At 42.8% G+C, this 23,803-nt stretch carries 21 protein-coding genes and 1 riboswitch; of the genes, 1 reads left to right on the top strand and 20 read right to left on the bottom strand.

The features are described from left to right. Nucleotides 1-96: 96 nt before the first annotated feature. From M3204_RS05115 to M3204_RS05100, 4 genes are all read right to left on the bottom strand, one after another. Complete coding sequence (locus M3204_RS05115; RefSeq protein WP_251479901.1) at nt 97-672, bottom strand: class D sortase; 576 nt, start codon at nt 670-672, stop codon at nt 97-99. 272 nt (nt 673-944) lie between these two features. Then, nucleotides 945-1,706: a succinate dehydrogenase iron-sulfur subunit gene (gene sdhB, locus M3204_RS05110; protein ID WP_251479231.1), complete on the bottom strand. Its 762-nt coding sequence runs from the start codon at nt 1,704-1,706 to the stop codon at nt 945-947. Nucleotides 1,707-1,712: 6 nt separating this feature from the next. Next, the gene (sdhA, locus tag M3204_RS05105; RefSeq protein ID WP_251479229.1) at nt 1,713-3,470 is read right to left on the bottom strand and encodes a succinate dehydrogenase flavoprotein subunit; all 1,758 of its coding nucleotides are present in this window, start codon (nt 3,468-3,470) and stop codon (nt 1,713-1,715) included. A 181-nt stretch (nt 3,471-3,651) separates the two neighbouring features. Further along, the gene (locus tag M3204_RS05100; protein WP_251479227.1) at nt 3,652-4,260 is read right to left on the bottom strand and encodes a succinate dehydrogenase cytochrome b558 subunit; all 609 of its coding nucleotides are present in this window, start codon (nt 4,258-4,260) and stop codon (nt 3,652-3,654) included. Between the two features lie 466 nt (nt 4,261-4,726). On the opposite strand from M3204_RS05100, the gene M3204_RS05095 reads away from it, so the two are divergent. Beyond that, a complete protein-coding gene (locus tag M3204_RS05095) occupies nt 4,727-5,182 on the top strand; it encodes a YslB family protein (RefSeq protein ID WP_251479225.1) in 456 nt (151 codons plus the stop codon). Nucleotides 5,183-5,365: 183 nt separating this feature from the next. On the opposite strand, the gene M3204_RS05090 is transcribed toward M3204_RS05095, so the two are convergent. The 16 genes from M3204_RS05090 to M3204_RS05015 form a co-directional block, all read right to left on the bottom strand. Further along, nucleotides 5,366-6,598 carry an aspartate kinase gene (locus M3204_RS05090; protein ID WP_251479223.1) on the bottom strand — a complete coding sequence of 411 codons (1,233 nt, stop codon included), beginning with the start codon at nt 6,596-6,598 and terminating at the stop codon, nt 5,366-5,368. Between the two features lie 182 nt (nt 6,599-6,780). Further along, a riboswitch (Lysine riboswitch) is annotated at nt 6,781-6,958 on the bottom strand. A 72-nt stretch (nt 6,959-7,030) separates the two neighbouring features. Continuing rightward, nucleotides 7,031-8,803: an excinuclease ABC subunit UvrC gene (gene uvrC / locus M3204_RS05085; RefSeq protein WP_251479221.1), complete on the bottom strand. Its 1,773-nt coding sequence runs from the start codon at nt 8,801-8,803 to the stop codon at nt 7,031-7,033. 15 nt (nt 8,804-8,818) lie between these two features. Then, complete coding sequence (locus M3204_RS05080; RefSeq protein WP_251479219.1) at nt 8,819-10,279, bottom strand: hypothetical protein; 1,461 nt, start codon at nt 10,277-10,279, stop codon at nt 8,819-8,821. 102 nt (nt 10,280-10,381) lie between these two features. Further along, nucleotides 10,382-11,314 carry an FTR1 family iron permease gene (locus M3204_RS05075; protein WP_251479217.1) on the bottom strand — a complete coding sequence of 311 codons (933 nt, stop codon included), beginning with the start codon at nt 11,312-11,314 and terminating at the stop codon, nt 10,382-10,384. A gap of 36 nt (nt 11,315-11,350) precedes the next feature. Continuing rightward, on the bottom strand, nt 11,351-12,106 hold the full coding sequence (locus M3204_RS05070) for a hypothetical protein (RefSeq protein WP_251479215.1): 756 nt from the start codon (nt 12,104-12,106) through the stop codon (nt 11,351-11,353). A gap of 70 nt (nt 12,107-12,176) precedes the next feature. Further along, nucleotides 12,177-12,932 (bottom strand): glycosyltransferase family 2 protein, encoded by a 756-nt coding sequence (locus M3204_RS05065; RefSeq protein WP_251479213.1) that lies wholly within the window; start codon nt 12,930-12,932, stop codon nt 12,177-12,179. A 1-nt stretch (nt 12,933) separates the two neighbouring features. Further along, nucleotides 12,934-14,400: an alkaline phosphatase family protein gene (locus M3204_RS05060; RefSeq protein WP_251479211.1), complete on the bottom strand. Its 1,467-nt coding sequence runs from the start codon at nt 14,398-14,400 to the stop codon at nt 12,934-12,936. After that, on the bottom strand, nt 14,400-15,329 hold the full coding sequence (locus M3204_RS05055; RefSeq protein ID WP_251479209.1) for a lysylphosphatidylglycerol synthase transmembrane domain-containing protein: 930 nt from the start codon (nt 15,327-15,329) through the stop codon (nt 14,400-14,402). Before M3204_RS05055 ends, M3204_RS05060 begins: the two co-directional genes overlap by 1 nt. Next, entirely contained in the window at nt 15,313-16,263 is a 951-nt protein-coding gene (locus M3204_RS05050) for an NAD-dependent epimerase/dehydratase family protein (protein WP_251479207.1), read from the bottom strand. Before M3204_RS05050 ends, M3204_RS05055 begins: the two co-directional genes overlap by 17 nt. Before the next feature lie 230 nt (nt 16,264-16,493). After that, complete coding sequence (locus M3204_RS05045; protein WP_251479205.1) at nt 16,494-17,711, bottom strand: hypothetical protein; 1,218 nt, start codon at nt 17,709-17,711, stop codon at nt 16,494-16,496. A 210-nt stretch (nt 17,712-17,921) separates the two neighbouring features. Beyond that, nucleotides 17,922-18,236: a thioredoxin gene (gene trxA / locus M3204_RS05040; protein ID WP_251479203.1), complete on the bottom strand. Its 315-nt coding sequence runs from the start codon at nt 18,234-18,236 to the stop codon at nt 17,922-17,924. Nucleotides 18,237-18,445: 209 nt separating this feature from the next. After that, nucleotides 18,446-19,423, bottom strand: a complete 978-nt coding sequence (locus tag M3204_RS05035; RefSeq protein ID WP_251479202.1) for an electron transfer flavoprotein subunit alpha/FixB family protein — start codon at nt 19,421-19,423, stop codon at nt 18,446-18,448. Between the two features lie 39 nt (nt 19,424-19,462). Continuing rightward, a complete protein-coding gene (locus tag M3204_RS05030) occupies nt 19,463-20,236 on the bottom strand; it encodes an electron transfer flavoprotein subunit beta/FixA family protein (RefSeq protein WP_251479201.1) in 774 nt (257 codons plus the stop codon). A gap of 87 nt (nt 20,237-20,323) precedes the next feature. After that, nucleotides 20,324-21,097, bottom strand: coding sequence for an enoyl-CoA hydratase (locus M3204_RS05025; RefSeq protein WP_251479200.1), 774 nt, complete (start codon nt 21,095-21,097; stop codon nt 20,324-20,326). Nucleotides 21,098-21,257: 160 nt separating this feature from the next. Then, the gene (locus M3204_RS05020) at nt 21,258-21,860 is read right to left on the bottom strand and encodes a TetR/AcrR family transcriptional regulator (protein ID WP_251479199.1); all 603 of its coding nucleotides are present in this window, start codon (nt 21,858-21,860) and stop codon (nt 21,258-21,260) included. Between the two features lie 215 nt (nt 21,861-22,075). After that, nucleotides 22,076-23,779, bottom strand: a complete 1,704-nt coding sequence (locus M3204_RS05015; protein WP_251479197.1) for a long-chain-fatty-acid--CoA ligase — start codon at nt 23,777-23,779, stop codon at nt 22,076-22,078. Nucleotides 23,780-23,803 lie beyond the last annotated feature (24 nt).

Below are 23,803 nucleotides of genomic sequence, written 5' to 3'. Positions count from 1 at the left end.
TCACCACAACTAAATAATTTTATAATTTCCTAAAGAACTAGAAAAACCAGCCAGAATTTTAGAACCTGGCTGGTTTAAGCAAACTTTTTTTGATATTCACTTGCCATCAGAAGTTCTCTTGGCATACATAATATACCTGTCCGGCGCATCCCCAACATAACTAAATGGATAACATGTTGTCAAAATCAGTTCTTCTTCTGAGTTTTGCAGGGTTATGATGCTCGTATCATCCGCACTGACAATTTTCGTTCCAACAATCTCGTATGTATATTCTCCATATGGCATTTTCATTGTAAGGACATCACCTAGTTCAAGTTCCCCAGCCTTTCGGAATACTGTATCGCGATGGCCCGAGAGGACGATCTGTCCATTTTCCTCTGGATAAAATGAGCCTTTATAATGGCCAACGCCTTTCTCCAGATCATCTGGATCGGTTCCCTCGACAATGGCTAATTCAGCATTGATTTTAGGGATGACCAGCAATCCCGATGCTTTGCCTGTTTCAGGCAGAAACTCTTCTTTTTTAACTTTTGGTTTATTTCCCTCAACTAATTCCTTCGCTGCTTCTAGCGATATCCGTTCCTGCTGTTTTATGTCCCAAAGCTGCCATAATCCGATTCCCAGAACCACTAACCCGCTAATGACAATTAATATCGCAAATATCTTCGTCACTCTCATTTTCCGCTCCAAATTTTGTCTTTTTTATCAGTATACCAGTACTTTTGCCCTGTTAAAAAGAACTAAATTTTTAGTTAGATTGACATCGCCATTCAAGAACAAAATTTTCATTCAGGCAGTTTTCGCATAGATTGTTGCACATAGTTACAACAGTTTCGTTTAAGTGTTTTAAAACCAAGAAATGCATCTTAAAAACAACTAATTTTTAACATGATTTTAATAAAGAAACCTCCTCTTCCGATTTGGAAAAGGAGGTTCCGTTTTTATTATACCTGATCGCTTCCGAAGAAGTTCTTGAATGCCTGAATGCTAGTATCGCGATTCAATGCAGCGATTGAAGTAGTCAATGGGATGCCTTTAGGGCAAGACTGGACGCAGTTCTGGGAGTTACCGCAGTTTGCAAGTCCTCCATCTCCCATGATTGTTTCGAGACGCTCACCTTTGTTCATGGCTCCTGTTGGATGTGCATTGAACAGGCGAACCTGTGACAATGACTGCGGCCCGATGAAGTCTGATTTGCTGTTAACGTTCGGGCATGCCTCAAGGCAGACACCGCAAGTCATACACTTGGAAAGTTCATAAGCCCATTGGCGCTTTTTCTCAGGCATACGAGGTCCAGGTCCAAGGTCGTAAGTACCATCGATTGGAACCCATGCCTTCACACGCTTCAGAGAATCGAACATACGGCTGCGGTCAACCTGAAGGTCACGCACAACTGGGAATGTTCTCATAGGCTCAAGCCTGATTGGCTGCTCAAGCTGATCGACAAGCGCGGAACAAGACTGGCGCGGACGGCCATTTATGACCATTGAACAGGCACCGCACACTTCCTCAAGGCAGTTCATGTCCCAAGCGATTGGAGTCGTAGCTTCACCCTTTGCATTTACAGGGTTACGGCGGATTTCCATCAATGAGGAAATGACATTCATATTAGGACGATAATCAAGTTCAAATTCTTCCTGATAAGGGGCAGAATCAGGAGTATCCTGGCGGCTTATTATAAAACGGACAGTTCTTTTATCTGACATGCTTCATTACTCCCCTTTCTTCTTCGAATAATCGCGCTTACGCGGTGTGATTAATGAAGTATCAACTTCTTCATAATGGAAAGCTGGCGCTGAATTTGCGTCAACAAACTTCGCCATCGTTGTCTTCAAGAAGTCTTCATCATTACGATCTGGGAACTCAGGCTTATAATGTGCTCCACGGCTTTCGTTACGGTTATATGCACCGATCGTGATAACACGTGCAAGCTGGAGCATGTTTTGAAGCTGGCGTGTAAACACTGCCCCCTGGTTGCTCCATTTTGCTGTATCGTTAATGTTGATTCGCTTGTAGCGATCCATCAATTCAACGATCTTCTCATCAGTTTTCAACAGTCTGTCATTGTAGCGGACTACTGTTACATTGTCAGTCATCCATTCACCAAGTTCTTTATGAAGGACATATGCATTTTCATTGCCATCCAGTGTCATGACGTTATTCCACTTCTCCTGCTCCTTCTGTACGTGCTCATCAAAAATTGCAGAAGATACAGCATCTGAACTCTTTTCAAGTCCATTGATGTAACGGATCGCATTTGGACCTGCAACCATTCCGCCATAGATTGCTGATAACAATGAGTTAGCACCAAGACGGTTCGCACCGTGCTGTGAGTAATCAACCTCACCTGCAGCAAATAGTCCAGGAATATTAGTCATCTGGTCATAGTCAACCCATAGTCCGCCCATAGAATAGTGAACGGCAGGGAATATTTTCATAGGAACTTTTCTAGGGTCATCGCCCATGAATTTTTCATAGATTTCAATGATTCCGCCAAGCTTGATATCAAGCTCTTTAGGATCTTTATGAGAAAGGTCAAGATAAACCATGTTTTCGCCATTGATTCCGAGCTTCTGGCTTACGCAGACGTCAAAGATTTCACGTGTAGCGATATCGCGCGGAACAAGGTTTCCGTACGCAGGATATTTCTCTTCAAGGAAATACCATGGCTTGCCATCTTTATATGTCCAAACCCGTCCACCTTCACCGCGAGCCGACTCACTCATCAGGCGAAGCTTGTCGTCGCCCGGGATAGCTGTAGGGTGGATTTGGATGAATTCACCGTTTGAATAATACGCTCCCTGCTGGTAAACGATCGCAGCAGCTGATCCCGTATTGATGACAGAGTTTGTTGTTTTTCCGAAAATGATTCCAGGTCCGCCAGTTGCCATGATGACTGCATCAGCAGCAAATGACTTGATTTCCATTGTTGTCAGGTTTTGAGCAGTAATACCGCGGCAAACGCCCGCTTCATCAAGAACTGCACCCAGGAATTCCCAGCCCTCGTATTTAGTAACTAAGCCGGCAACCTCATGGCGGCGCACCTGCTCATCCAATGCGTATAATAGCTGCTGGCCTGTAGTAGCACCTGCAAACGCTGTACGGTGATGCTGTGTTCCTCCGAAACGGCGGAAGTCAAGCAAACCTTCTGGAGTACGGTTGAACATAACACCCATACGGTCAAGAAGGTGGATGATTCCAGGCGCTGCTTCAGCCATTGCCTTTACAGGCGGCTGGTTGGCAAGGAAGTCACCGCCATATACTGTATCATCAAAGTGCTCCCATGGAGAGTCGCCTTCACCTTTTGTATTTACTGCACCGTTGATCCCGCCCTGTGCACAAACAGAGTGTGAACGCTTTACCGGCACTAGAGAAAACAGTTCAACAGGCGTTCCTGTTTCTGCTGCCTTTATTGTAGCCATTAAGCCAGCTAAACCGCCGCCGACTACGATAACCTTACCTTTACTCATCGTGACTCACTCCCTTAAATCCATGTCTGTCTTTCAAATCCGATCCGACGAATATCTCCTAGTAATTAATACATCTAGCAGAAGTTTCATGGATACCGTGCTCTTTTCACTATACAGATGAAATTCTTTTATAAATTAAAGGCTAAAAAGGACCTAATTCAATAGTGAATATGAAAAAAGCTTATACAAAAGCTAAAATTGCGCGAACTCCCACGATGGAAAGCGCAATGAATACTCCAATTGTAATGTAAGTAGAAATCACTTGTGAACGAGGTGTTACAGTGATGCCCCAGCTTACGAAGAATGACCATAGTCCATTAGCAAAGTGGAAAGTAGTCGAGATGACACCGATTAAATAGAACCATAGCATGAATGGGGAAGAAAGGATCGTCTCCATCATCTGGAAGTTAACGTCTGCACCAAATGCAGCTGCGATACGAGTTTCCCATACGTGCCATGCTACGAATATTAATGTGATAACACCGGATACACGCTGAAGCATGAACATCCAGTTCCTGAAATAGCCGTATTGACCTATATTGTTCTTAGCAGTGAAAGCAATATAAAGTCCGTAGATTGCATGGAATAATAATGGCAAAAAGATAATGAATATTTCTAGAAAATACCTGAAAGGCAGCTGCTCCATGAAATGAGCCGCTTTGTTGAATGATTCTTCTCCCCCAGTAGCAAAATGGTTGACTACAAGGTGCTGCATAAGAAAAAGACCTACTGGAATTACCCCCAGCAAAGAATGCAGCCTGCGCCAATAAAACTCTTGTTTACCCGCCATATGTATACCCCCCTTGAAATTTGGCCGTGATGTCAAGGCTTTTCTCCCCAACTATTAAATTAATAGAATGATTAAACCCAACATCATAAAACAAAGCAATTCTTACAATTATGTGACATGTTCATTTTACTCCCATCATATTAGAGCGTCAAGAAAACGTATACATAAAAATGTTTATATAAATAAAATTTTTAAAATATATTGATATTGTAAAAATCCCACTTTCTAATTATTTTAACGTTTTAAAGAGTATATTAAAATAATAGTATTGCCTATATATACATCAGATAAAAATTTCCCGTGTGATTAAATTTTTGATTCATCAAGTTTCGGGTATGGTATAAACATGGAAATGAATAATAGAATTCCTAATGCCAATCTAAAATTTAACAACTTTTAAATTGATAATCACAGGTTGTTTTTTCGGCAAATTGTTTATAATAGATTAATAGAAAGAGGGGAGAACATGAGTGAATTAACAACTTCAGAGCAAAAAACGGAAAGCGAGCCACTTTCTGTTTCCACTTTCGGATATGAATTGATCCGAGAAGTCCTTGTTCCAGAACTGCTAGGCAAGGACACCGCTGAAATCCTTTATTGGGCAGGGAAACGCCTGGCCCGAAAATATCCATTATCAACCCTGGAGGAGACCATCCGCTTTTTTCAGGATGCAGGCTGGGGCACACTTACCATCAAAGATGAATCAAGAAAAGAAATGGTGCTTGAACTTGGCAGCGAACTGATTTCCTCCCGACTTAAAAACAACCCAAACACCACATTCCAGCTAGAAGCAGGATTCATCGCCCAGCAAATGGAACAACAGAAAAAAGTAACAGCCGAAGCCTTCGAACACCCCAATAAAAAGGCATCAAGAATCCAATTCACAATTAAATGGGATAAGAATGATTTTATTAATGAATGATTTAATGCCGGCAATCGAGTTCCATATCTCTTTTGCTGCACATGAGCCTTTTTTGTAATCTAATCTCGCCACGATTTCTTTTGCAGGCACATACCAAAGAAAATATTGGCAAATAGCTGCTCTAAATGAAAAAAGCTTTCCAGGCTTTAAGTTTCAGTTCCTGGAAAGCTTTTTTCCTGCTATCTATTTCGTTCTCACTGCTTCTGAATATAGCTCGAACGCTTCGTGCAGGGATTCTACCGCGTTCACCATTTGTTTTTCCTCGATGACGGTAGAAACCTTGATTTCAGATGTGCTGACCATCTTCACTTGGACGCCGCTTCCTTCCAGCACTTCAAACATTTTTGCCGCTACGCCTGGGTTTGAAACCATGCCCGAACCAACTATTGATACTTTAGCAAGGCCAGTTTCTGATTCGATCGCTTTGTAGTTCAAAAGTTCTTTATTGCTTTCTAAAACGTCTAATGTTTCCGAAAGATCATTGCTCTTGATGGAGAATGAAATATTTGCGGAATCTGCTTCTGTCCTGCTTTGTACAATGATATCGACATTGATGTGATTTTGGGCTAATGTAGTAAAAATCGTTGAAAGCCCTTTTAATGAAGAGCTGACGCCAAGAACTGACACCCTTGTAATCTGGTCTTCAAATGCTACTCCGCGTACAATTAGATTCTGTTCCATTTCATTCTCCTCCTCGATGATCGTACCTCTTTCTTTTTCCATGCTTGACCTTACCTCGATTGGCACCCCGTAGTTCTTGGCGAATTCCACCGCTCGCGGATGAAGCACGCCTGCGCCAAGGTTTGCCAGCTCAAGCATTTCATCATAAGAAACACTCAACAGTTTTCTTGCGCTTTTTACATAGCGCGGATCCGTTGTGAAGACTCCTGTCACATCTGTATAAATATCACACTTATCAGCCTTTAAAGCTGCAGCCAGCGCTACTGCTGTTGTATCAGATCCGCCACGCCCCAATGTTGTGATCTGACTGTCTTCCGTTATTCCCTGGAAACCGGCGACAATGACAACTTTGCCACTGTTCAGTTCTTTTTCGATTCTGTCCGTATCAATGTCTATGATCCGTGCGTTTCCGTGGACGGCTTCGGTTTGAATTCCTGCCTGCCACCCTGTATAAGAAACAGCCTCTATCCCATTTTGTTGCAAAGCCAATGAAAAAAGAGCGATCGTTACTTGTTCTCCTGTGGTCAGAAGCATATCCATTTCCCTTTTTGATGGTGCGCTTGAGATTTCATTTGCCATGTCTACTAAATGGTCTGTCGTCTTGCCCATTGCTGAAACGACGACGACGACGTTATTGCCATTCTGCAGTTCTTCTGCAGTCCTGCTGGCAGCGTTCCTGATTCTCTCAACATTGCCGACCGATGTTCCACCGAATTTTTGTACGATTAATCCCATTGTTCGTTCCCCCTGCCTCATCCTTCAGTTTTTCGCCTCTGTAAGAGCTTCTTCATGGCTACGCCGCATATGTATCTTTCCCCAAGGCTTCCTAAGAATTTCATGCAATAAAAAGCCCTTAAAAAACAGAAAAAGCAATGAGAGTGTCTCCCATTGCTTGATAAACGTGTATATACGCTGCAACATGAGATAGCACTCCAAGATGGCAATCTTGACAATCCTGCGTTTATTCAACGAAGGACCAGCGAGAAAATGGATAGGCATTTCCCCACTTCGGCAAACATCCCCTTTCAAAGCCCATCGCTGAATCCTATAATTCTCCAGGCTTTTACTCTTGAAGTTTGCACCTCTATCTTCACTTTAATGCTCTAAAGTGATAGCTATATGAAATTTTTTTCTTATTATAGCATACTAAAATCTAGATAGCTATCATTAATTCTGCAATATATTATAAAGCTCTTGAGCGACAATTGCGGGCAGTCCCGATTCTGTCAGTTCTTCAAGAGTTGCTTCCCTCATTTTTTTCACAGATCCAAAATGCTTCAATAAAGCTTTTTTGCGTTTCTCACCAATTCCCGGTATATCATCCAGCAAGGATTGGAAAGCACTTTTCCCCCTCAGCTGTCGATGGAAGGTAATTGCGAAGCGGTGGACTTCATCCTGGATCCTTTGCAGCAGGTAAAACTCCTGGCTGTTCCTTGGCAGGCTGATCACCTGAAGGGGATTTCCGTATAACAGCTGGGATGTCCTGTGCTTTTCATCCTTTGCCAGGCCAGCAATCGGGATGTCGAGCCCGAGTTCATTCTCAAGCACGTCCCGGGCTGATTCGATATGTCCCTTTCCGCCATCGATAATAATCAAATCAGGCAGGGGCAGTCCTTCTTTCAGCACCCTGGTATACCTCCGCCTTACTACTTCCCTCATCGATTCATAATCGTCGGGCCCTTTCACCGACTTGATTTTATACTTGCGGTATTCCCTTTTTTCGGGCTTGCCGTCAATAAAAACAATCATCGCCGATACAGGGTCAGTGCCCTGGATATTCGAGTTATCGAAGGACTCAATCCGATGAGGAGTATAAATACCCATTTGCTGCCCGAGGTTTTCAACCGCATTGATTGTCCGTTCTTCATCGCGTTCAATAAGTGAAAACTTCTCAGTCAAGGCGATACCGGCATTCTTTGACGCCAGGCGGACAAGCTCTTTTTTCTGCCCACGCTGGGGCTGCAAAACTTTTACCTCAAGCAGCGCCTCGGCCATTTCCGTATTCACGCCAACCGGCACCAGCACTTCCTTAGGCTTGAAATGCTCATTCTTCGAGTAAAATTGTCCCAGGTAGGTCAGAATATCTTCTTCCGGTTCATTGTGGATCGGGAACATCGAAACCTCGCGCTCTATCAATTTTCCCTGGCGGATGAAAAAGACCTGTACGCACATCCATCCCTTATCCACCGCATAACCAAAGACATCTCTGTCGGTAAAATCAGTGGTTGTCATCTTCTGCTTTTCCATCGTTGCTTCAATATGAGCAATCTTGTCACGGAATTCCTTCGCCCGTTCGAAATCAAGCTCCTCCGCTGCGGCGGCCATCTTGGCGGTTAAGTCCAATTTGATATCTTTGAAGCCGCCATTCAGAAAGCGGGTAATCTCATCCGTGATCTGCTTGTACTCTTCCTTGCTTACATCCTTGACACACGGAGCGAGACACTGGCCCATATGGTAATAAAGGCAGACGCGGTCAGGAAGTGTAGAGCATTTCCTGAGCGGATAAATCCTGTCCAGCAGTTTCTTCGTCTCATTGGCAGCCTGTACATTCGGATATGGGCCAAAGTATTTACCGCTGTCTTTTTTCACCTTGCGCGTAATGATCAGCTTAGGATGACGCTCGGCTGTCAGTTTGATGAACGGGTAGCTTTTATCGTCCTTGAGCATGATATTATACTTAGGATCATATTTCTTGATCAGATTGATTTCCAGAACCAGGGCTTCCATATCGGAGGAAGTGACAATATACTCGAAATCTTCTATTTCATTTACGAGGCGCAGAGTCTTCCCATCATGCGAACCGGTAAAGTAGGAGCGAACCCGGTTTTTCAGCACTTTCGCTTTTCCTACATATATAATTGTCCCTTGTCGGTCTTTCATTAAATAACATCCTGGCTGGGCCGGAAGAAGAGCAAGCTTATTCTTGATCTGATCATTCATGTCGTTCACCTCCTGTTACGGTGTCCATTTATATAAGATAATTTCGTGATAGACTGGATCAAATATTTTATAAGAATCGAAAACCTTTACTTTCTCGATCTTTTTGCTGATGTCGGCTCCTTGAGACCGGAACCCCTCGGCCACACTGTCTGTCAAATAAATGGTCTTTCCCTTATATAAACCCTGGTCATGCAGAAAGACATTGTAGGTATACACTCTTTTATGTGGATAAGGCATTTTAAGATACTGAAGCACCCTTGTCTCTTCCCAGGTATATAAAACAAACTCTTCTTGCTGCTGCTCCAGAAAATGCGCAAGCTGATAGACTGCCGGCTCTTCAGAAGCCTGTTTTTTTACAATATTTGAAGAAACGATTGCCTGGGCAATTATGAGCAACAGGATGAGCAGGCTGGAATAAATCGTATTTTTCCTTTGAAAAAAAACTGCCAAAACGAGAAAAATCAGGATCAATGCCAGCGGCAGGATATGCCGCGGCTTATCGATATTCTGGGCAAACAACGCCCATAGACCGTATGCGCCCATCATAAAAGCACCTAAAAGAAAGGTGCTATTTTTATATGATTTGTCGTTGGCTGCAGGCAGAAAAAGAAAGATGCCGATAACTATATATAATACCATCAAAACAGTCGTTCTTGAAAATATTCCCCACCACAAAATGTTGGTAAACAAAAATGTTTTCACCCTGGCAATAATGGATAAATCATTCGATGCAGTAGTGCCGCCCCATTCCTGAAAATGGCCGCCCGTGAATCCAAAGGCAAGGTCAAAGAAATTCATGATGCCCCCTTCAGTCACGATCAGTGCACCAAGCCAGATCATCTGAGACAATCCAGCTATAAGGACATACTTTACAAGACCAAGGGCATCAATTTGTTTGTGGTTCCATTTTTTATACAAAAGGAAAATCAATCCGACTCCCATCGGAATATAGCTAAGCCGGATTCCCAGCAGCACACTGAATAAAAATAATGGCAGCAGCATCCATTTGCCTGCAGGCCTATCCACAGATGCAGCGATACTCCAGAAATACCACCAGAAAGCTGCAAGAGCAGCTCCCTCGGACATCGGCTGATTAACGATGATCAATGGGTAGCTCGCAGTATATATCACTGCCGCCACCAAAAAAGCATGCGGCCTTGATATTATTTTTGAGGCGAGAAGATACACCGGCAGAATCGCACTGGCATACACTAAAACATTAAAAAGAACTAATGCCTGATTGGGGGTCTCCGTCAGAATCCCCGTGAGCATTCCCCCCAGTATAAAATAAGGATATCCTGGGAAATGCGGCTGCATCGCTCTAATGTCATACCTGTCCAGCGCCAGCGAAAAATCAACCATATCCCATGAGGACACAAAGGGATTGAGTGACATCAGCTGTGATGCGAATACGTATAGGACCGCAATCGAGCTCACGCCTATAATAATTGCTCTTTTTGATTTTTCGGAAGTCATCAATTCTTCACCAACTAACTTTTTAACGTATGAAAAAAGTACAAGGAAATCCCTGTACTTTTTCTGGAGAGAGGATAGCGCATTATAAGCTATTTTTCGTATCTATTTTACTTGTGGATTCAGTACATTTACTTGCTTGTTTTCTGCTGGTTTGTTTTCTGCAGCCTTTTCTTTCTTAGGGCTGCGTGAGGAGGTCAGCAGGAAGATGGCTGCAAAGTAGCCGATATAGGCAATGACTTCTTCGATTGATGGCATGGATGAATATCCGAACAACGCCTTCAGAAAGATGCCTACATCACCTGAGATTAGCGGTGCGACACCGTTGTCTCGAAGATAATGCGCATAATCAATCGGGTGTTCCGGCAGGAGCCATGTAATATCGTAAACATGGTACATTACACTGCCAATCAAATTCACATCCTGCATCATCGAAATCGCCTGTACAAGCAATCCAGCTGAGATCAGAATGATGAAAGCGCCTGTGATTTGGAAGAATGTCTTAAGCTTAACTTTCATTGTACCTTTAAAGAACATGTAAGACACGACTACAGCAATTAGTGTTCCTGTAATCGCTCCCCAGCCCTGCATCGCAGCACCAATGTTTCCGCCAGTGATGGCAGCAAAGAAGAATACAGTTTCAATACCTTCGCGCAATACTACAAGGAATGAGTGAATGACCATGCCGACAATATTTCCAGTGGAAATGAACTTTTTCATTTTCCCTTCCATATTGCCCTTAAGGTCCTTGCTGTGGCTGGCCATCCAGAATACCATCTGGGTCAAGAGCACGGTCGACACGATCATGATGCCGATTTTCAGGTAAATCTCACTGCCCATTGCTGCAAATCCGGTGAACACTACTTGGAACAGGATTGCCACCCCAATACTTGCTAGAACGGCAAGGCCCGCGCCAAGCCAAACATATTTCGTATACTTAGAGTTATCCATCCTCTTTAAGTATGTTGTGATGATTCCGATGATTAATAACGCTTCCAATACTTCACGAAAAGTAATCAATAATGCTTGAATTTCCATTGCTGATTCTCCCCTCTCCAAGGTGTCATCAAAATTTTATGCTCTTCTTTTTCTAATTCCAATGAATACTACTGCCGCAATGACTCCAACAATCAGGATCAGCGGAATCCAGTTGCGGACATTAGATAAGTCTGTCCAGTCTTTTTTTCCAGTGCCTTCTTCTTCAGTTGCACTTTCTGTAAAGTGGCCTACTTCCAGGCTGGCAAGATTAAATTCCTTTTGCAAAGATTTCAGGATTTCTTCTTTATTATTTTTAAAAGCTTCAATGTCAGATGGCTTCTTTCCAACTCCAAAAAGTCCAGGGTTTCCTAATGCCGCCAGTGCTGCATCAAAGTCAGATTTAATTTGTTTGTCAGCTTCGGGGTTTTCTGCCTCAACCTTTGACGATAGAGCTTGATATGTAGCAAATCCTTTTGCGAGGAGTTTTTTAGAAGTGTCATATTCCTCGAAATTCTTTTCAATGCTTTCAAGCCTTCTCGCAATATTCAAAACAAGGAGTTTCTCCATATTTTCGAGTGTTGCTTCCTTATCTTCATCATTCAAACTCTTCATAATGACTTCCCCAGGCTCTTTTCCCATGTGCATGTCAATTTCTTCTTTGACCGTTTCGAACAGGGACTTGGCTGCCGAGAAGTTTGGAGGGTTCTCATCCAGCTTCAACTGCATTTCCTTGTAGACCTCCGCAACCTTTTCTTCATTTGGATCCCCATATGAATAGGCATTGGCAGGCTGTGGATTGCCGTTAATGAGAATCAATATCAGTGAAAAACAAAAAAATATGGCTTTTTTCATTCGTTGTTTCCCTCCTACAATGATAATGATAATGATTATCATTATTTATGTCAATCATATTTGAAAATCGTCACTTTTTTGTCACTATTTTTACTGCTTTTAAGTTGGGAACTCTCTCTTCCTGAACCACTTTTGGTACCGGCCTGGTCACCTCGCGAAAGACTGCTGGCACGACATTCGTCATATATTTTTTGAATGAAATAAAGGAAGTTCCCGTCGTCCTTACACGGTACTGGATTGGCACTTCTAGCACCCTGAAACCTTTTCGGACAAGATTCAGCGTCAATACTTGGGCATAATTATAGTCATGAATGATTTCGGCATGCTTGAGTACCTGACGTGAAAATGCCCGCATTCCCGATTGGCCGTCATATAGCCATTTTCTCAATAACAATGTTTGCAGAAAGGTGAAGAAGTAATTCCCCATCCTGCGATGAAACTTCATTCCTCTTATTGTGCCCATAAAGCGCGATCCCATTGTATAATCTGTTTCCCCATTCAGGATTGGCTTGACCAAATCGGGAATTTGCCATGCCGGATATTCTCCATCTGCGTCAATCATAACACCGACATCAGCACCCATACTGTAGCATTCTTCAATGCCTTTTCTTACCGCGGCACCAAGGCCGCGGTTCTTTTCAAAGCTTATGATATGATCTGCTCCTGCTTTTCTTGCCTCTGTTACTGTACGGTCTGTCGACCCGTCATCAATCACCAATACCTCAACAAGTTCAGCACCTGCAAATTTTCGTGGAATGTTTTCGATTACTTCTCCGATTGATTCTTCTTCGTTGTAAGCTGGTAAAAATACAATTACTTTACTCAATTCAGTTCTCTTCCTTCTCTACATTTATAGCGTCTATAAGTACTTTCCCCCGGCTGCTGCCTGGATATGGCGCACCCAGCAAATAGGAAATTGTCGGTGCCAGCGATACAAGGCTGTGCTTTTCCTGAACTTTAGTTCCCTTGGAAATATGCGGCCCATGCATAAAGAACGGCACGTACCGCTCCCCTTCATCCAAATGTCCATGTCCGCCTATTCCGTCGGCCTGCCCATGGTCCGCACAGATGACAAGGGTCGTATTTTCCATTTTGCCTTCACTTTCAAGCCACTCGACAAATTCCTTGATTAGAGCATCGGCTTCTTCTATTTTTTCAATATAGTCGTCATAAAGGACACCGCGGCTATGCCCCACTTGGTCGGTTCCGATCATTTGGACAACAAACAGGTCAGGGTCCTGCTCCTTCATGATTTTCCTTGCCTTTGCCAGCATATTGGGGTCAGCTTTGTCCTTATGCATGACAGCCGTCACTGTTTCCACATCGCTGCCCATCGCATCGACCAGATGAGCAATTCCAAGAAGCCTCCCTCTTTTTCCGACTTTGCGCAGCGAGTCAAAAATCGTTTCTGTCTTCACGCCCAGCCTATAGACCATATTCGATTTAATCCCGTGTTCAAACGGGTAAGTCCCGGTAAACATTGAGCTAAAGCAAACAACAGTCCGTGCAGGATATAAGGTCTCCATATTAAGGTACTCAGTTCCGTTTTCTTTCAATTGGTCAAGGTAGGGGGTATTCGCCTCATAAAAACGTTCTTTCCTCATACCATCAATTACAATGACAATGACCTTTTCTGACAACCCATTTTCCGGAACTTCGGGACCTTCGTTTTTAGTATAGCTTTCATATGCTTTTGGCTTCCAATCGAACAAGTAGCGGTGCAAAACATAAGCAAAGATCAAAATGAAACCATAAAAAATCGCTAAATCACTTATAGGGACTGCAGAATCTACCGTTAATGCTGTGTATACAAATTCCCAGATTGATAACAGCAAGAGTACTTTCGGCAGCTGTTCCTGCGCATTTCCGCTTGTTGAATCACTGTTTTTCAAGACGAGCTTCCAAAATCGTGTGAAGTTCAGCCACGATGTGCCAATCCTTAAATGGTAATAAAGGGTACCCCAGAAAAAGACTGTAAAGAAAAAATACAGTCCAGCCGCAAAAAATAGCAGATCGATATTAAGATCAGGCCAAATGACGATAAAAACGATAAAAGGAATCCATAAATAGTTTCTCAAAAACAGCGGAAAATCATAAATAAAATACATAACAAGCAGTGGAAGGATGGCCAGCAGCGCCAGGAAAAAATCCAACGTCCTTTCAGTGCTGTCCAAATCCCCGAGATGGAACAATACCATTGTGCCAACTGTGAAAATTGGCGTAAAAGGCTTTCCTTCATTAAGTAAATTCCAGCTCCGGGCCGCGAATTTTTCAAACTTAGAAGCACTCTTCATTACTCGTTGCCCCTTTCTCTAGTCCATTTCTTTAATAAATGCGTCGGTACTGGGTAAGCTGCAAAAGCCGCACCGCCGACAATAAATGTAAATATATATTTCAAGCCATGGGTAATGATTGCAGCGGAGTATGCGTTTTCCCCGGCAATCCCAGATGCCCCAAGAGCGAATACCATGACGGCTTCATAGCTGGCAATAGCACCAGGAGTGATTTGGAAAATCTGCCCAGCCACCGTGATGCTGTTGACCCAAATTGCTTGGATAAAACTGAACTCGCTTCCTCCATTTAAAATAACCCCATATACGACTGCTGCTTCGAGAATCCAGCTTGTAAAGGTTAAAGCAACGATATAAACTCCACTCCATCCTGAAAAAGCTTTTTTCATGATGGTTATGTGCCTGTCAAAAAAGGAACGGAACCGAAAAGAAATAAATATCGCCACTGTTGCTGCACCTGCAGCCAGCCATACAATTAGCATTGCGTTCATCGGAAGTTCAAGAAAAGCAAGACCCGTGAAAGCCATGCCAAACAAAATAGCTGTATCCAGCATCCGCAATACAATTACTGAATTAAATGCTTCATGTGAGGAGATTTGGGGTTCCCTTGCTTTCAAGATGCCGACTCTTGCAAAATCGCCTGCTTTCACTGGCAGCAGGTGGTTAAGCAAAAGGCTGTAGAACAGGCCGTACATGCACGTTTTAAGGCTTGTTTTATTTTTCAAATAGATTTTCCAGGCAATGCCTCTCGCTAAAAAAGCAAAAAAATAGCTTGTTAAAATAAACAAAATAACAGCCGGCCGGGATGCCAGGATCTTGATTTCATTCAACATGCTGCCAGGATCTAGAAAATAAAAAGTCAAAATCAAAAAAGCGGCGAGAAGAAGTGATGATACAGTCTTCCTGAAATACTTCTTAAAGAATTTTTTCATACTGATCAGCCCAGGCTACCGTTTCTTCAATCCCTTTGCTAAAATCCACCTTTGGTTCATAGCCAAGCATTTCCCTGGCAAGTGATAGATCTGCCCAGGTTCTTTCCACATCACCAGCTCGGTCACCCTCATGCCTAATCTTCATATCTGGAAAATACCTTTTCAGTTCGTATAGCAGCTGCTCCATTGAAATCGGCCTGCCAGAACCGATATTAATGATCGAGCTGCCCTGGAGCTTGTGCAAAGCAAGGCTTATCCCATTCACAATATCGCTAACATATGTATAATCACGTGAACCACCTTGTCCAAAAACCGTTATCTCTTCCCCATTCTTCAATTTCTTGATGAAATTTGCGATTGCCATATCTGGTCTGCCCCATGGCCCGAAAACGGTAAAAAAACGCAGGATTTTCATTTCCATTCCGTACAGATGCCCGTATACATGGCAAAATGATTCGGCAGCATATTTAGAAGCTGCATAGGGTGAAATAGGTTTGCCTGTTGCCATTTCTTCTTTAAATGGGATGTTCCTCATACTGCCATATACTGAAGAAGATGAAGCAAAGATGACTTGTTTTACGCCCGCCTGACCAGCACCTTCCAGCACGTTCACAGTGGCCTTCACATCATAGTCAATGTACTCCAGTGGGCGGAGAATTGAGTATGCAACTCCCGGTAATGCTGCTAAATGTACAACAGCATCAGGAGATATTCTTTTTATAATACCAATAGTCTCTTCGCGATTAAGCAAATCAGCTTGATAGAAATCAAAATTGCCGGATTGTTTTATTACTTCGAGATGCTGCTTTTTTCTCTCAGGAGAATAATAAGGATGCAGATTATCAATAATCGACACTTCCTGCTGTTCCTCGAGCATTTTTACGGCAAAATGGCTCCCGATAAATCCCGCTCCCCCTGTGATTAGTATTTTCACGGTAAACACCTCTTTCTTTCCTCAAGCCATTTTAGCATAGTTCAGAATAAATCTATTATAAAGCTTCTTCTATAAGGCACTATTTATAAATGTTATTGTATCTTACTTTAAGTCACCCATTCGACAAGGTGAGAATCCAATTTACTTGGGGTTAGAGGCCTTTATATGCCCTTTAATATAGGAGAATCTCTAACCTAAAAGAAGAGCCGCATAGCTGCGGCTCTCTCTTTTTATTGAAGCAATCCATCAACTGCAGTGATCACAGATTCACCTTTTGCTTTCGCTTCTTCAGGTTTGTTGCCAGCAATTCCATTAAACCAGGCTTCAGCGTCAGCAAAGACCATATTTGCTTTTTCTTCACCTAATTTTTCAGTTAGTTGTCCTTGCAGCATTTTCAGGAACATGTTTCCTTCCATAGCCCCTACTTTTGCTTCAACTGCATTGTTTTCTGCAAGTAATTGTGGTGCCTTTTCATAGTAGCCTTTGATTTTTCCTGCAATTGCTTTAGCAAATAAAGCGTTTGTTTCTGATGCTTTGATAGTTGCAGGATCAGTTTCATTTAATGTAAAGGTCTTGTCTAGCTCCGCAGCAGCAGCTTCATCTCCACCGCCAAGAGAGCCTTTAATTGCCTGGAAGAATCCCCAAGCTTCCGCTTGCATGATAGATAATTCTTTCGCATCTTTTCCTTCTTTTGCTCCCGCTTCAATCTTTTCACCATATGACTTAGCTGCTAAATAATAGCTTCTGTAAATCGATTTATCCGTTACCTGCAGGTATACTTGGAAATCTTCTGCATTATCAGCATTTAAAGCTTCTTCCTGGGCAGTCAAACCAGAATTGATATTTTCTACAAGACTAGAATCTCCACTTAATTCGTAATAGGTATCTCGCTTTTCAGCTGTTGGGATAAATACTGATTCAGCAAGGTGCTTAATTTGGATAAATGCAAGATTAGCTTCATCTTTTTTACCTTCTGAAAGAGCTGTTGCTGCTTCTTTTTGCAATGCTTTTTGGTTTTGATAGAAATATGATTGAGTCGTTTTATCGATTAATTGAACGGCAAGAATTGGTTCTAGTTCTCCGCCTTTACCTGCAGCGATAGCAGCCTCGATCGCCTGGTCAAATTCAGGGCTTGTTTCAGCTACATCCTTTTGAAGTCCAGCTTCATACTTCTGTTGAACAGTGTCCCAATTAACTTCCTGGTTTTCTTTTGCTTTTTCTAATTCAGATTTCATTTCACTGAAAACAACTGTCTGTTTTCCAGCATCCGTATCTTCAACCTTAACTTCCTTTGGTTCTTCTTTTTGATCTTCTGCTTTATCTTTTGTCTCTGTCTGCTGTTTCTCTTCAGGCTTCTGAGCAGTTTCTCCGCCGCTATTACAGCCTGCCAACACAGCGCTTGCCATTAAAAAACTTGCAAATATTATTTTCAAATTTCTCTTTTTCATTTTAAGTACCCCTCACTTGATAAATTATAAGTTTAATTGATAATGATTTTCATTAACTATGGATAGTATAATAGAGAATGATTATCAATGTCAACGGATAATTAAAGTAAAGTATGGCAAACTCATGAACATGATGATAATAGTAATAACCTCAAAACCAGATTTTAGACAAAAAAATCCGCTCTCCAAGTTGGGAGAGCGGATTTTGAATTACATGTGCTGTTGAAGTCTGCCAGCAAGTGCTTCTTTAGGCTGGAAACCAACTACTTTATCTACCTGTTGTCCATCTTTAAGGACAAGCAGAGTTGGAATGCTCATGATGCCGTGTTTTGCTGCAGTTTCCTGGTTATCGTCAACATCAAGCTTAACGATTTTCACTTTGTCGCCCATTTCTGCATCTAATTCTTCAAGAACAGGAGCGATCATCTTACAAGGTCCGCACCAAGGAGCCCAGAAGTCTACAAGAACTAGACCTGATCCTGTTTCGTTTTCAAAATTTGCGTCAGTAGCGTGTGTAATTGCCATTTGAATGCCTCCTAATAAATCTGAATAATAACGACAGTATATCATCGTTTCCCAAATGATGCTATTTATTTGCTCTTGTTGTAATTTACCCTTTTGACTAGTGAATATTCCTTAAATAGTCATTTAATTCGACAAAAAACGGACGTATATGACGTCCGTTTTTCCCGCATTAAACTAGCTTCATGCTCCTATGCAATAGAGCTTTACAATTACGCATTTACCTTAAGCTTCTTGAACTCTTCAGTAAGCATTGGAATGACTTCGAATAAATCTCCAACAATGCCATAGTCGGCAACTTTAAAGATATTGGCTTCCGGATCCTTATTGATCGCAACAATGACTTTAGAGTTGGACATACCTGCAAGGTGCTGGATTGCTCCCGAGATTCCGGCTGCGATATATAGATCAGGAGTGACGACCTTTCCTGTCTGGCCAATTTGCAATGAATAATCACAGTAGTCAGCGTCACAAGCGCCACGAGAAGCTCCTACAGCTCCACCAAGGACATTCGCAAGCTCTTTAAGCGGCTCGAATCCATCTTCACTTTTCACTCCGCGGCCGCCAGCTACGACAACCTTCGCTTCTGAAAGATCGACGCCTTCAGTCGCTTTACGGACTACATCCTTTATGATCGTTCTCAAATCCTTGATTTCAGCTGCAACAGCTGCGACTTCTCCGGATTTGCTTTCATCCTTTTGAAGCGGCGCGATGTTGTTTGGACGGATAGTCGCAAAAACGAGGCCGTCAGTGACAATCTTCTTCTCAAATGCCTTGCCTGAATAAATTGGACGTGTGAAGACTAGATTTCCGCCAGCTTCTTCAACTCCAATCGCATCTGAGATTAGACCGGAATCCAATTTGCTTGCGATTTTAGGCGCAAGGTCTTTTCCTAAAGATGTGTGCCCAAATACAAGTCCTTCTGGGTTTTCTTGTTCAATTACCGCCATCAAAGCTTGTGAATAGCCATCTGGTGTATATTGCGCAAGCTTTGAATCTTCTACCGCTACAACTTTGTCAGCGCCATAATGATAAAGTTCATTGCCTAAGGAACTGACAGAATCGCCAATCAATACTCCGACCACTTCTCCGCCCTCAGCAACTGTCTTAGCTGCTGCAATAGCTTCAAAGGAAACATTTCTAAGTGATCCGTCACGCGCTTCTCCCAATACTAATACTTTTCTCGCCATTTGATTTACCTCCTGCGTATTTATTCTTCCTTTTATGTCTTAAATGACTTTCGCTTCTGTATGAAGCAGGTTGACAAGTTCCTTTACCTGGTCGGCTAAATCGCCTTGAAGGACTTTTCCTGCCTCTTTTTTAGGAGGAAGATAAATTTCGATTGTCTTAGTTTTTGCTTCTACATCGTCTTCGTCCAGATCTAGATCATCAAGCTCAAGCTCATCAAGCGGCTTTTTCTTCGCTTTCATGATTCCAGGAAGAGACGGATAGCGTGGCTCGTTAAGGCCCTGCTGTGCAGTTACAAGAACCGGAAGGCTTGTCTCAATGACTTCGGAATCACCTTCTACATCTCTAGTAATCGTAGCAGTTGAACCATTGATTTCCAGTTTCGTAATGGTAGTAACATAAGGAATGCCAAGCTGGTCAGCGACACGAGGTGCTACCTGGCCAGAACCGCCATCGATTGCGACATTGCCTCCCAGAATCAAGTCAGCATCTTTATCCTTCAGGTATTCAGCAAGGATTTTCGCCGTAGTGAACTGGTCGCCATTTTCCACGTCATCCTCAATGTTGATCAATACTGCTTTGTCTGCTCCCATTGCAAGCGCTGTTCGCAGCTGCTTTTCAGTTTCCTCGTTGCCGACTGAGACAACAGTTACCTCTCCGCCTTGAGCGTCCCTTACCTGGATCGCTTCTTCAATCGCATACTCATCGTATGGATTAATGATGAATTCTGCGCCATCCTCATTGATCTTTCCATTTGCAATCGCGATTTTTTCTTCTGTATCAAATGTCCTTTTCATTAGAACGTAGATATTCATTAGTTCCCCTCCTAAGTATTCAAACATTTTAGCTGTTCTAAAGATTAAAAAAATTTATGATAAAAAAATTGATGCTAAAAGGTTTGTTTATCTGCCTTTGAAATCAGGAGTCCTCTTTTCGAGGAAGGCCTGGATTCCTTCTTGGCCATCCTCCGACAGGAAGACATCTCCGAAGAGCTTTGCTTCTTCCTTTACTCCCTTATAAAAGGAATCTGTCTTTGAATGATTTAGCAGTTTAATAGCCGCCCCGATTGATACAGGACTCTTTTTTGCTATTTTACTAGCCATCTTGTATGCGTTTTCAAGCAGCTCCTCTTCAGGGTATGCATGGTTGGCAAGTCCGTATTGAACTGCTTCCACACCTGTGATTGGATCGCTCGTGAACAGCATTTCCGCTGCTCTTGAAACGCCTACATATCGAGGAAGTCGCTGGCTGCCTGCAAAACCTGGTATTAATCCAAGCTGCAGTTCCGGTAAGCCTAGTTTAGCATTTTCAGCTACAAGACGGAAATGGCAAGCCATCGCAAGCTCCAATCCGCCTCCCAAAGCTGCGCCATGGATGGCAGCAATGATCGGTTTTGGATAATACTCCATGCGTTCGAATAAGTCCTGGCCATACTCTGCGAGTTTCGCAAAATCTTCGCCAGTTTTAATTGTGGTGAATTCCTTGATATCTGCCCCCGCAGAGAAGAATCTTCCTTCTCCATGGATCAGAACCACCCTGATTTCCTCGTTCCCCTCAATTTCATCGAGCACTGCTGAAAGTTCTTTCAGCAGTCCGGAAGCAAGGGCATTCGCTGGTGGACGGGCAATCGTAATCGTTGCAATCCTGTCCTCCGATGACCATTTAAGATACTCCACATTTTCCCCTCCTTTTACATGAAGGCAGATTTCGTATGTATGTCAGCATAGCACCTTCATACGAAACAAGCCTTATTACGCTCTCTTTTCATAGCCAATCCCCATTGGTCAATAAATCTCCATCCATAATGAAGATTTACGTTTTGTGAAAAGAGACTGATTAAAGGGCCGGTTTGGTGTCCTGATTACCACAGCCATTGATCAGCAGTTGGTGTACCGCTTTTGCAAGGTCTGGAAGATTGTATTTCTGTTCATTCATGACCCATGAAGTAACAGTTTCATCTACTGTCCCAAAAATCATCTGCCTTGCAAGACGCAAATCGAGGGAGTTCGAAAACTCTCCATTCTCTATGCCTTCCAATATGATCTTGTCAATCAGCATTAAGTAGCCTTTCAGCACCTCGTTGATTTTATGCCGGAGATCCTTATTTGACTGCCTTAGTTCCAGCTGGGTTACAATTGCAAGATGCCGGTCTTGGGAAAGCATCTTAAAATGCGTTTCCACCAACATGTATAATTTCTCTGTTGCTGTTTTTTTTCCTGCAATTTTTTCCTGGATATTTTCAACAAAGTAACCCATCTTCTCCTGGAACAGAGAAATAAGTATGTCTTCCTTATTCTTAAAATACAAATAAATGGTTCCATCGGCCACTCCAGCCTGCTTCGCTATTTTAGACACTTGAGCCTGGTGGTAGCCGTTTTCAGCGATAATGACTACTGCTGCGTCGATTATTTGCATATATTTCGGCCTGTTTTTCTTCATTTCTATCACTCCCGCTCCAGGAAAAGCACAAGCATTAAATGCTACAGTGGCACACTCCCGTTTACGATTTTAGTCTGCAATACTTTTTACTGAATGAATCGTCATTCATAATTTTATAATAGTATTCACTCACATTTCTGTCAAGGAAATGTGTTTCATTTGGACAACCCTTATATCCCAAAAAGAAAGAGCCGATTGAGGAGCCGGCTTCAAAATTAAGCTCGCTTCTGTTCGTCTTCCTGTCTTTTCGCTTTTTCTTCGTCCACCAATGCTCTTCGCAGGATTTTTCCGACTGCTGTCTTTGGCAGTTCTTTTCTGAATTCGTATAGTCTAGGAACCTTATAGGCTGCAAGATGTTTCCTTGAATACTCATTTAGTTCCTCTTCGGTAACTTTTGCGCCTTCCTTAAGCACTACATAAACTTTTACTGTTTCACCCCTGTATGGATCCGGTATGCCTGCAGCAACAACCTCCTGTACAGCTGGATGCTCGTAAAGCACCTCTTCGATTTCACGAGGATAGATATTGAAGCCCCCGGCAATGATCATATCTTTTTTCCGGTCGACGATGTAAAAATATCCTTCTTCATCCATATAACCAAGATCACCGGTCAACAGCCAGCCGTCTTTAAGGACTTGCTCTGTTTCTTCCGGCCTGTTCCAGTATCCCTTCATTACTTGCGGGCCTTTGACTGCTATCTCTCCGATTTCTCCCGGTGGCAGCGGTTCACCCGTTTCCATTGACAGGATGATTGAATCTGTATCAGGCCAAGGTACTCCAATACTTCCTTTCACACGTTTTTTATCCCAGAGGAAATTCGCATGAGTGACTGGTGACGATTCAGTAAGGCCATAACCTTCAACGAGCTTGCCTCCTGTTATCTCTTCGAACTTCTCCTGGACCTCAACAGGCAGAGGAGCTGAGCCGCTTATACAGGAATCGATGGAAGACAGGTCATATTTTTTCAAGTCAGGATGGTTCAGCAAACCGATATAAATCGTTGGTGCTCCTGGAAACAATGTAGGCTTCTGCTTCTGGATTGTCTTTAGGGTGGTTTCAGGATCGAATTTTGGCAATAGGACCATTTTCGAACCTTGCATTACGGACAGAATCAATACAGCCGTCATGCCATAAACATGAAAAAATGGGAGAATCCCAAGTACTACTTCTTCGCCTGGCTTGCATTTATACAGCCACGCATTGCTCATCGCCGCGTTTGCAACAAGATTTTTATGTGTCAGCATTACGCCTTTCGGGAAGCCCGTTGTCCCTCCCGTATATTGTAAAAGGGCCAAATCTTCTTCAAAATCAGAATCATATTCTTTAATTTTCCCAGCTGGCATTTTCATGATTTCAGTGTAAAGGTGGTTCTGGCCTTCATGTTTAACATTTACAATGATCCCGTATTGTTTTTTCTGGATGAAAGGGTAAACAAGGTTCTTAGGGAAAGGGAGATAGTCCTTGATAGCGGTTACAATTACATTCTCCAAATCCGTGTTCGCGATAACTTTAGAAACCCTCGGGAATAAAATATCCAAGGTGATGATTGCTTTTGCGCCAGAGTCCTTCATCTGGTATTCAAGCTCTCGTTCCATATACAGAGGATTCGTCTGGACGACAATCCCGCCAGCCATAAGAATTGCATAGTAACTGATGATCGATTGCGGAGTATTAGGCAGCATGATTGCAACCCTGTCCCCTTTTTCAATTCCTAATGCTTGCAGATAAGCAGCCAATTTTTTCGCATAATTGTATACCTGCTTATACGTGAGTTCCTTACCCATAAAGTGAATTGCGACTTTATCCGGGAACTTCTCTGCCGTCTGCTTCAGATAATCCTGGACCGTTGCTGCCTGAAGATCTAAGTGAGCAGGAATTTCCGGAGGATATTGCGACAGCCATGGCTTATGTTCCACCATCTTGTTACCTCCCTTATTTAAAAT

It is taken from the genome of Mesobacillus subterraneus, from assembly GCF_023715485.1.
GTDB classification, from domain to species: domain Bacteria; phylum Bacillota; class Bacilli; order Bacillales; family Cytobacillaceae; genus Mesobacillus; species Mesobacillus subterraneus_B.
The sequence above is the reverse complement of the archived record's forward strand: the minus strand, read 5'-3'. Positions and strand labels throughout refer to the sequence as shown.